Source organism: Bradyrhizobium sp. CCGE-LA001 (genome assembly GCF_000296215.2).
GTDB lineage: Bacteria > Pseudomonadota > Alphaproteobacteria > Rhizobiales > Xanthobacteraceae > Bradyrhizobium.
This window is the reverse complement of sequence record NZ_CP013949.1, coordinates 888,020-897,164: the sequence shown is the minus strand read 5'-3', so window position 1 is coordinate 897,164 and position 9,145 is coordinate 888,020. Positions and strand designations below refer to the sequence as shown.

General features: G+C 64.9%; 12 protein-coding genes. 2 read left to right on the top strand and 10 right to left on the bottom strand.

Going from position 1 to position 9,145, the window contains the following annotated elements:
* Positions 1–2: 2 nt before the first annotated feature.
* On the top strand, positions 3–353 hold the full coding sequence (locus tag BCCGELA001_RS04290) for a RidA family protein (protein ID WP_144441133.1): 351 nt from the start codon (positions 3–5) through the stop codon (positions 351–353).
* A 978-nt stretch (positions 354–1,331) separates the two neighbouring features.
* On the opposite strand, the gene BCCGELA001_RS36745 is transcribed toward BCCGELA001_RS04290, so the two are convergent.
* The 5 genes from BCCGELA001_RS36745 to BCCGELA001_RS04270 form a co-directional block, all read right to left on the bottom strand.
* Entirely contained in the window at positions 1,332–1,559 is a 228-nt protein-coding gene (locus BCCGELA001_RS36745; protein ID WP_144441132.1) for a hypothetical protein, read from the bottom strand.
* Between the two features lie 62 nt (positions 1,560–1,621).
* Positions 1,622–2,107, bottom strand: a complete 486-nt coding sequence (locus tag BCCGELA001_RS04285; protein ID WP_060734703.1) for a cyclic nucleotide-binding domain-containing protein — start codon at positions 2,105–2,107, stop codon at positions 1,622–1,624.
* A gap of 22 nt (positions 2,108–2,129) precedes the next feature.
* The gene (locus tag BCCGELA001_RS04280; protein ID WP_008542979.1) at positions 2,130–2,918 is read right to left on the bottom strand and encodes a class I SAM-dependent methyltransferase; all 789 of its coding nucleotides are present in this window, start codon (positions 2,916–2,918) and stop codon (positions 2,130–2,132) included.
* A gap of 101 nt (positions 2,919–3,019) precedes the next feature.
* Positions 3,020–3,649, bottom strand: coding sequence for a ferric reductase-like transmembrane domain-containing protein (locus BCCGELA001_RS04275; RefSeq protein ID WP_008542978.1), 630 nt, complete (start codon positions 3,647–3,649; stop codon positions 3,020–3,022).
* Between the two features lie 12 nt (positions 3,650–3,661).
* Complete coding sequence (locus BCCGELA001_RS04270; protein ID WP_008542977.1) at positions 3,662–4,162, bottom strand: hypothetical protein; 501 nt, start codon at positions 4,160–4,162, stop codon at positions 3,662–3,664.
* Between the two features lie 213 nt (positions 4,163–4,375).
* Between BCCGELA001_RS04270 and BCCGELA001_RS04265 the strand changes: the two genes are divergently transcribed.
* Positions 4,376–5,383 carry an LLM class flavin-dependent oxidoreductase gene (locus tag BCCGELA001_RS04265; RefSeq protein ID WP_060734702.1) on the top strand — a complete coding sequence of 336 codons (1,008 nt, stop codon included), beginning with the start codon at positions 4,376–4,378 and terminating at the stop codon, positions 5,381–5,383.
* A 109-nt stretch (positions 5,384–5,492) separates the two neighbouring features.
* Here BCCGELA001_RS04265 and BCCGELA001_RS04260 read toward each other — a convergent pair whose 3' ends face one another.
* The 5 genes from BCCGELA001_RS04260 to BCCGELA001_RS04240 are packed head-to-tail and all read right to left on the bottom strand — an operon-like array spanning position 5,493 to position 9,142.
* Positions 5,493–6,368 carry an amidohydrolase family protein gene (locus BCCGELA001_RS04260; protein ID WP_008542973.1) on the bottom strand — a complete coding sequence of 292 codons (876 nt, stop codon included), beginning with the start codon at positions 6,366–6,368 and terminating at the stop codon, positions 5,493–5,495.
* A 12-nt stretch (positions 6,369–6,380) separates the two neighbouring features.
* Positions 6,381–6,776, bottom strand: a complete 396-nt coding sequence (locus BCCGELA001_RS04255) for a RidA family protein (RefSeq protein ID WP_008542971.1) — start codon at positions 6,774–6,776, stop codon at positions 6,381–6,383.
* Between the two features lie 25 nt (positions 6,777–6,801).
* On the bottom strand, positions 6,802–7,605 hold the full coding sequence (hpaH, locus tag BCCGELA001_RS04250) for a 2-oxo-hept-4-ene-1,7-dioate hydratase (RefSeq protein ID WP_008542969.1): 804 nt from the start codon (positions 7,603–7,605) through the stop codon (positions 6,802–6,804).
* 3 nt (positions 7,606–7,608) lie between these two features.
* Positions 7,609–8,469, bottom strand: a complete 861-nt coding sequence (locus tag BCCGELA001_RS04245; RefSeq protein WP_008542967.1) for a fumarylacetoacetate hydrolase family protein — start codon at positions 8,467–8,469, stop codon at positions 7,609–7,611.
* 55 nt (positions 8,470–8,524) lie between these two features.
* Positions 8,525–9,142, bottom strand: a complete 618-nt coding sequence (locus BCCGELA001_RS04240) for a flavin reductase family protein (RefSeq protein ID WP_008542966.1) — start codon at positions 9,140–9,142, stop codon at positions 8,525–8,527.
* Positions 9,143–9,145 lie beyond the last annotated feature (3 nt).

Here is a 9,145-nt window from a genome sequence, read left to right as displayed (position 1 = left end):
TCGTGATCAAACGTTCCCTGCCCTATGAAGGACTGCTCCACGAGATCGTCGAGCACAACGGCGTGCTGTATCTCGGCGGCATCGTTCCTGAGGATACCGCGCTCGACATGGCGGGCCAGGCAGACGATGTGCTTCGCCAGTTGAAGACGCTGCTCGAACGGGCCGGCTCCGATCTTTCCTGCGTTCTCCAGGTGACGATCTTCGTGACTGATCTCGCCGACAAGGCCGCGCTCAACCAGGTGTGGAAGCGCTATTTCACCGCGGACCATCTGCCGGCGCGCGCCGCGCTGGGTGTTGCGGACCTCGGCCCGGGCGTCAAGCTGGAGCTGACGGCAATTGCAGCGCGTCGCTGAGACAGGCCCATTGCATAGGACATCTTGTAGGGCTGAGCGCGGGCCTCGTCCTTCGAGACGACCGCTTCGCGGTCTCCTCAGGATGAGGCTCAGCAGCATCGATGCGTTGAACGGACAGCACGCACTAGGTCCTCATCCTGAGGGCCCGCCAACGGCGGGCGTCTCGAAGGATGGCCGCGGGGAAAAATCGGTCGAGATGCACAGGCGGCACCGGCGAGACGCGGACGTTCGGGCATTCCTGCATCCACACATGACCCAGCGTTCTCGCGGCTGGAAGCGCCCGAGTTTTGCCCGTTTCCTTGACCCTCTTCCTTGAAGAGGGCGCAGGGAAGGCCGGGTGCCGACAGGCACCCGCGGTCCGCTGCGCGAAATGCACACGCAGGAAGAACCGCACAGCAGCATACAGGTGGTGCCGATCACTCGGCCTTCCCTGCGCGATGGTCGGACGGCTTATGCCGTGCTCTCCCGGGAGCCGAGTTCCTTCTGGCCTCCCTCGCCCCGCGAATTGATGCAGTCTGCCCGGTTGGGCTCGCTCGCATCTCCGCGAAAGGCTTGACCGTAGCAACGACGGCCAGGACCACACGGTTTTGCCGTACGCGCATTCGTCGGCGCCACAGGGTTCGACGGCATTGTGCACATCGCCATTGAAATGTCGGCGCGACGAACTGAACAGCGCCGCTCGTCCGCACGCGGGTGTCGGGCTCACAGGGACTACCCGCCCTGCCCGCCCCATCTCGTGCCGACGCTGCCGCGTCCACCGCAAGCCCGGCTCGCGATCAAGACGACCTCGAGATCGCCCCTCTTGGTAAGCCGGGATGGGTGACACATACGCCAAAACCGAATTTCGGTAAAGTGGAATATTTATGCGGCAGGGACTTGACGGTGCCCCAGGTGTTTTGCCCGACGGGTCACGCCGGCGCAGGTAAGGTTAATCCTTCCTTTCGATTGTCGGTAAAATTTTATCCATTATCGTCTTTGTCATTCATGACGAACCAGGGGGCTCCGATAGTGCTTGCGTTTTGCCTGATCGTGATTGGGACCGCGTTGCTTCTTTCCGGCATTGTTGCCTTCGGCTTCCATCGGAACTCGCTGCATTCGATGGCGTTGCTGTAGCCGCATCGAGGCGCCGGCGCGCAGGATGGGTGCGAGCAACTTATGCGCCGTAGCGCGCAGCTCGTAGGATGGGTAAAGCACAGCGAAACCCATCACGTCCTTACAGCGCGGCCAAAAACGATGGGTTTCGCAAGCGCTCTACCCATCCTGCGCATCTACGCATCGTCATTGTCTTCACGCACCTGACGCGCGGTAAACCGCTCATCCGCCCGGCGCAGCCGTCGGCAGAGCTCGCGGTTGATGTTCTGCAGGACGATCACATAGGCGCGGATGTCGGCCTTGTAGCAGGCGTAGAGATTCTTCGCGGTCAGCTCAAACAGCACCGTCGGCACCTCTGCGACCACCGTGGCGGAGCGGCTTTGCATTTCGATCAGCGTCATCTCGCCGAAGAAGTCGCCGGGCTGCAGAATGGAGATCGGGATGATGCTGCCCGATCTCGTCCGCTTGCTCACCGCCAGCCGGCCGGATTTGACGATGAACATCGAGCGTCCTGGCTCGCCCTCCGCGACGACGGCGCTGCCTGCGTCGAAGCGGCGCTCGGCCAGCATCGAGATCAGGAGGTCGAGGCTTGGCTCCGGAAGACCACCGAAGAACGGCGTCGCGAGCAGGAACGTTTTCAGGTCGGGAGCGCTGACAGCCATGACCATCCTCCGCGCTGCGGAGCTATCCGGGCGTGCGCCCCTTGATCGCGTGTGCGCGCGCACTGCAGGTGATGCGGCCGTCGGCCTCCGCCGGCAGGTTCGCACGGACGCGCGAGATGAGCACATCGACGTCGCCGGGCTTCATCGCGGCGATGGTAGGCCGAAGCGCCGGTGACTTCAGACCTGTGGTCCAGAAATCATCGAAATCTGCGAAAGTCCGGTGCACGGTGATCTCTCGCGTTTGCACCTCCTCCAGACCTGCTCCGATCCACAGGTCTTGCAACGCTTGCATTCGAGACGCGTCCATCCGCGGCGGACGGGTCGCCACAAGACCCATGGCGCTTATCTGATCGTAGATCGGATCAAGCGGAAAGCCGCCACCCAACATGTCCCACATATACGTCGCGACGACGCCGCCGGGAGCAACGACTCGCACCATTTCGCTGACACCCTTGGCGGGATCGGGAACGAACACGAGAACCAGCGCCATCACAGCCGCATCGAAGCTGCCATCGGCGAAAGGGAGTGCCATGGCATCGCCCTGGCGAAACTTTGCCACGCGCGCTCCAGGCCGAGTCCGTGCAAAAGCGAGTTGCTCTGCCGAGGGATCGATGCCCTGGACTTCGGCGGGGCTGCATCGCGCGACCAACAGGTCAGTGAAGGCCCCGTTGCCGCAACCGATGTCGATCCACCGCAAGCCCGCGGGTGGTGCCAGCCAGTCGAGGAATATTTCGCCGGCGAAGCGGCTCCAAATTCCCATCATCTGCTCGTAGGCGGCACCGTCGTCGAAACGAATTGTCTGCTCTGCCATGTCGAGAGCCTCCCCGGCCGGATGACGATCCTTGGCGGGCGCATTCTGCGCACAAAGGTTGCGATCGGGAAAGTGTCTGGCGGACCCTGGCCCGCGTTGGCCTACTGCCGTGCGACACTCTCACCGCGCAGCGTCCGCCTCCGCCAAAGGTCAACCATCACCTTTGCGGCCGCCATAACCACCAGCACGCACAGCGCCGCCTTCGAGATCGTCTCCATCGTCCCCTCGATCAAGAGGCAATGGACCACGCTGCCCGCGACGATGACGATGGCGAGCGGGATATGGATGATGCGCCAGGTTCGCAGGCGCAGGCCCAATCGCCGGCGCAAGAGCGCCAGAAGCGCGACGATGAAGATGGCCCACATCGCGGTGACGCCGAAGGGCGAGAAGGGCGTCGGCGACGCATAGGTCAGGGCGTCGATCATGTCGGGCGGGCTGGTGATCCAGAGGCCGGCGACGTGGATCACCACAGCCAGCACCAGCGTGCCGCCGATCCAATGATGGGCACGCCGCCCGCGATAGGGCGACAGGCCCGGCAGGTATCCGCCGATCAGCAGCGGCTGCACCAGCACGAGACCGAGGGCGATGATCCCGGCGAAGCCGGCGAGGATGTAGACCGGGCCGCGCCATGCGAGTTGCTCGCTGGTCGCGGCCAGCGCGACCGGCACGCCGATGGCCAGGGCAAGGGCGACCCAGATCAGGATCGCCCGCACCGATCTCCACTCCGTCATTCGCTGGCCCGATCAGGCCGGCTGCAGCACGAAGTGCGCCTCGAGGCTGGTTTCCTTTGCGCTACGCATGATCGGCCGGAGAAAGACTGTCTTGAACTCGCCGCTGTCATAGGCGAGGTGGCCGTGCGGCTGGCCGAAGATGGGAATGATCTGCGGCATCTCGAGCCGGAACTTGCCGTCCTTGTCGGTGAGCGTGGCGCCGTGGCTCTGCGGCTCGTGCTCCTGCCCTTCCACCGTGTGCGCCCAGATCTGGATGCGCTGGCCGGAGAGCGGCGCGCCGTCGCCGGCGCGGCGGACGGTGCCGCTCATCCAGAAGCCGCCCTTGCCGATGCGGTCCACGATCGCCGCGCCCTTGCGGTAATTGTTCGCCCCGCCCGACATCGTTTCGGTCGGCGCAAGGCCTGCCGCACGGGCCGGCAACAGGAGGCCGGGAACGGCGTATGCCAAGACCCCGGTTGCGAGGACGGAGCCGCCGGCGACGAGCAGGCTTCGGCGATTGAATACCGTGGTCATGTCGGTTCCTCCTGGCACCCCTGCGGCTGCCTCCGCACGCTACAACAACAGGCGCAAAACGCCCAGTTGCGGCGAAAGGCGCCAGAGGCCGCAATAACAGTGTTGTGAACGGGGACGGGGGCTGTCCGAACCTTCAAGCGAGAGTGTCTTCCTGACACTACATGTGTCCTTACGCGGCTCGCCGCGCAGATCCCCTCACGTCAGGTTTCCCACATGATCCCCTTTTCCGTGCTCGACCTCGCGCCGATCCGCCAGGGCGGCGACGCGTCGCAGGCGTTTCGCAATTCGCTCGATCTCGCCCAGCATGCGGAGAAATGGGGCTACAAGCGGTTCTGGCTGGCCGAGCATCACAACATGACGGGCATCGCGAGCGCGGCGACATCCGTGGTGATCGGGCATGTCGCGGGCGGGACCAGGACGATCCGGGTCGGCTCCGGCGGAATCATGCTGCCGAACCATTCACCGCTGGTCATCGCCGAGCAGTTCGGCACGCTGGAATCGCTCTATCCCGGGCGGATCGATCTCGGGCTCGGCCGCGCGCCGGGCACCGACCAGTTCACGGCGCGGGCGCTGCGGCGCGACCTCGCCACCACGTCAGAGAATTTTCCGCATGACCTGCTGGAGTTGCAGGCGCTGCTCGGCGATGTGCAGCCGAACCAGGCGATCCGCGCCGTGCCTGGGATGGGCACCAAGGTGCCGCTGTGGATCCTGGGATCGAGCACCTTTGGCGCACAGCTTGCGGCGATGCTCGGGCTGCCCTTCGCCTTCGCCTCGCATTTCGCGCCTCAGATGATGATGCCGGCGCTGCGCGAATATCGCGCCCGCTTCGAGCCATCGGCGCAGCTCGACAAGCCCTATGCGATGATCGGCGTCAACGTGTTCGCGGCCGAGAGCGACGAGGAGGCGCGGCGGATGTTCTCATCGCTGCAGCAGCAGTTCATCAATTTGCGCCGCGGCACGCCCGGCCCGCTGCCGCCCCCGGTCGACGACATGGACGCGCTGTGGTCGACGGCCGAGAAGGCCGGCGTTGCGCAGTCGCTATCGTGCTCGGCGGTGGGCTCGCCGGCCTTGGTGGAAGAGAGGCTGAAGACGCTGATCCTCGAGACCGGCGCGGACGAGCTGATGACGACGGGGCAGATCTACGACCATTCCGCGCGGCTGCGCTCGTTCGAGATCGCGGCGGAGGTGCGGGAGAGATTGGCGAAGCAGCCGGTGGTGTGAGCGGGATCGTGCTCGTCATTGCGAGCGAAGCGAAGCAATCCAGCCTGCCTCCGCAGAAACAGTCTGGATTGCTTCGTCGCTTCGCTCCTCGCAATGACGGCGGGGCTGTCTAATCCGTAAACCCGAACAGCCTGGCTGGATTGTGCACCAGTATCTTCTCCAGCTCGGCCTGGTCGGGCGCGTAGCGGTACATCAGCTCGAGCAGGTCGGCATCGTTCGGCGGCTGCTTCACCGAGACCGGGTGCGGCCAGTCGCTGGCCCAGACGCAGCGGTCGGGGGCAGCCTCGATATAGGCGCGCGCGATCGGGATGACGTCGTCATAGGGCGGACCGGCCTTCGAGGTCTTCTCGCCGAGCGACAGCATGACCCAGAAATTGCCCTTCTCGAGCAGCTCCAGCATCTTGCGCAAATTCGGATCGTTCTTGCCGGCTTCCGGATCTGGCCGCGCCATGTGGTCGATCAACACGGGCACGTCGAGATTCTCGTATTTGGCGACGCTGGACATGATGCCGTCCTTCTCCGGCTGGATCTTTGCGTACCAACCGAGCTCGCGGATGCGGGCGATGGCGCGGGCGAAGTCGGCATCCGACAGCACCGCGCCGAGCTCCTGGCGAAAGCTGAAGCGCGCGCCGCGGACGCCGGCGTCATGCAGCTTGGCGAGATAGGCATCGTTCGCCTCGGCGAACACCAGCGCGTTGGCGCAGCCGCGATAGTTCGGGCCCATCGCTTTGAGCCCGTCGAGCACGACGGCATGGTCGGCGCCGTAAGTGGTGGTCTGCACGATGATGCCGCGCTCGATGCCGAGCTGCTTGTGCATGCGCAGCGCCGCTTCCCAGGTCGCGGTCGGCATCCGATAGGCCGCACCCGGACGTTCCGGATACTTCTCGATCGGGCCCAGCACGTGAAACTGACTGTCGATGGTCTTCGGCGGCGGAGCCTTGACCGGGCGTCGCGGATTGGGATCGAACGGCAGATAGGTCGGCATGCAGGCGCTCCTTCAGTCGATCACGGCGGTGAAGTCGCACTGCACCAGCGCGCCGCCGTCCATCTTGTCCATCGGCAGCGCGTGGCGCGCTGGGCGCGAATGCTCGTCCGGAAACATCTTGAGCCACTCGACATTGACCGGCCCGCGCTGCGTGCGGTCCTTCAGCCACACCGTCATCTTGATGATGTCATCCGTGGTGCCGCCGGCGGCTTCCACCGTCGCCTTCATATGCGCGAACATGTTGGCGCATTGCGCGTCGAGGCTTTCGGGCATCGCATTGGTCGCGGGATCGCGGCCGAGGATGACGCCTGACATCACGAGATTGCCGATGCGGCAGGCGTTCGGAATCGGATTGACGTGCTTGAAGCCGCCGATGTGAATGCTTCTGCGCCGCGATTGACTCGTCATGGTGCGCTCCCTGCTTGTTGTTGCTTCAGACGAACCGGCACGACACCGAGCCGAACGCGCCGTAATCGGCATGGAAGGTGTCGCCGCGGCGGATGTCGACCGGACGCGTGAACGACCCCGCCAGCACCAACTCGCCGGCGGCGAGATGCTCGTCGTGCGGCGCCAGGCGATTGGCGAGCCAGGCGATGCCGTTGGCGGGATGATTGAGCACGCCCGCGGCAAGCCCGGTTTCCTCGACTTCGCCGTTGCGGAACAAGAGCGCGCCGATCCAGCGCAAATCCGCATCCAAGGGACGGAAGGGACGGCCGCCGAGCACCAGCGCGGCATTGGCCGCGTTGTCCGAGATCGTGTCCATCACCTTGCGGGTCCTGCCGGTCTCGGGATCGACGCGATGCATGCGCGTCTCCAGGATCTCCAGAGCGGGGGTGACGTAGTCGGTGGCATTGAGCACGTCGAAGATGGTGCAGTCGGGCCCGCGCAGCGGCGCCTTCAGCACGAAGGCGAGCTCGACCTCGATGCGCGGCGCATGGAAACGGTCGAACGGGATTGGCGTGGCGTCGGCGTAGAACATGTCGGCGAACAACACGCCGTAATCGGGCTCGTTGATGCCGACTGCGTTCTGCATCGCCTTCGAGGTCAGGCCGATCTTGTGGCCCTTGATGACGCGGCCGCGGCCGAGCTGGAGCTTGGTCCAGGCGCGCTGGATGGCGTAGGCATCCTCGATGCTGAAATCGGGATATTCCTTCGTGAACATCGGGATCAGCGATTTCGTGCGCTCGGCTTCATCGAGGCGCGCGGCGAGGCGTTCGATCGTGGCGGTATCCAGCATGGTCTAATGCTCCGCGGCCACGGTGTTGCGCAGCACGCCGATGCGGCTGGATTCGACATCGACGACGTCACCCGCCCTGAGCCAGCGCGGCGGGTCGAAGCGAGCGCCCGCCCCGGTCGGCGTGCCCGTCACGATCATGTCGCCGGGCTTCAGCGTCGCGAAGGTCGAGAGATAAGAGATGAGGAAATCGAACGGGAACATCAGCCGCTCGGTGGTGTCCTGCTGCCGCACCTCGCCGTTGACGCGCGTGACGATGTCGTGCGGACCGCGCGGATCGAGCTCGTCCGACGTGACGATCCACGGGCCGATGCTGCCGGAGCGGTCGAAATTCTTGCCCTGCGTGACATTGAACTTGCCGTGGCGCAGCCAGTCGCGGATCGTGCCCTCGTTGCACAGCGTCATGCCAAAGATGTGCGACCACGCCTGCTCACGCGGGATGTGGCGGCCGCCCTGCCCGATCACGATGACGAGCTCGCCTTCATAGTCGAGCTGCTCCGAGACCTTGGGCTTCTCCAGCGGCTGGCCGGAGCCGGTCATCGATGACATGCTGCGCACGAACAGGCTGGGATATTTGGGCAGGTCCGAATTGTCCTTATACTCCGCATTGCGCTCGGCGTAGTTGACGCCGATGCACCAGAGCTTTTCCGGCGCCAGCACCGGCGGCAGCAGGACGAGCTTGTCCAGCGCGTAATCGGGCTTTTGCCCGGCCACCGCTTCCTGCGCATCAGCGAGCGCGTTGGCCGCAATCAATGCCTTCACGTCGGAATAGTCGCGGCCGATGCGCCTGGTCAGATCGACCACGCCGCCGTCGACGGCCGCGCCGTAGCGCGGCGCTCCGTCCAGGAGATAGCTCAGCAGTCGCATAGTCATTTCCTCCGATGATCTCGAGGCGGCTGGGCGGGATGACCGGCCCGCGCACTCAGTCTTTCGATTTCGGCGTCTGGAACACGGTGTTGAGTGTCACGATCTCGCCGAGCCGGGCGTAGCGCGGGCCGCCGATGCGCGCGATCGGGTCGAGCGCTTTCGTCTCGACCTTGCCGTCATTCACGAGACCGTCGCGCAGATGGAACATCACGACCTCGCCGACGATGAGCCGGCTCTTGGCATCGCCGAATTCGAGGCACTGGCGGAAGCGGCATTCCATCGCGACCGGTGCTGCGGCGAGCCTGGGCACCTTGATGCGCTCGGAAGGTAGCGTTTCCAGACCGAGATGCTCGACCTCGCTGATTGCAGGGGGGTGCTCGACCGATGAGTCGTGCACCGCATTCATCAGCGGCGTATCGGCGATGTGGATTACATATTCCTCGGTATCGAGGATGTTGTGCGCGGTGTCCTTGTAGTCGGCGCCCTTGCGGCCGACGCTGATGGCCAGCATCGGCGGCTTCTGCGAGACGAAGGTGAAGGCGCTGAACGGCGCGAGGTTGAGCACGCCGCTGCGCGACAGGCTGGTGACCCACGCGATCGGGCGCGGCACCACGATGCCGGTCATCAGCCGGTAGATGCGCTCCGCGCCGAGCTCGGTGGGATCGATCCGCATCGA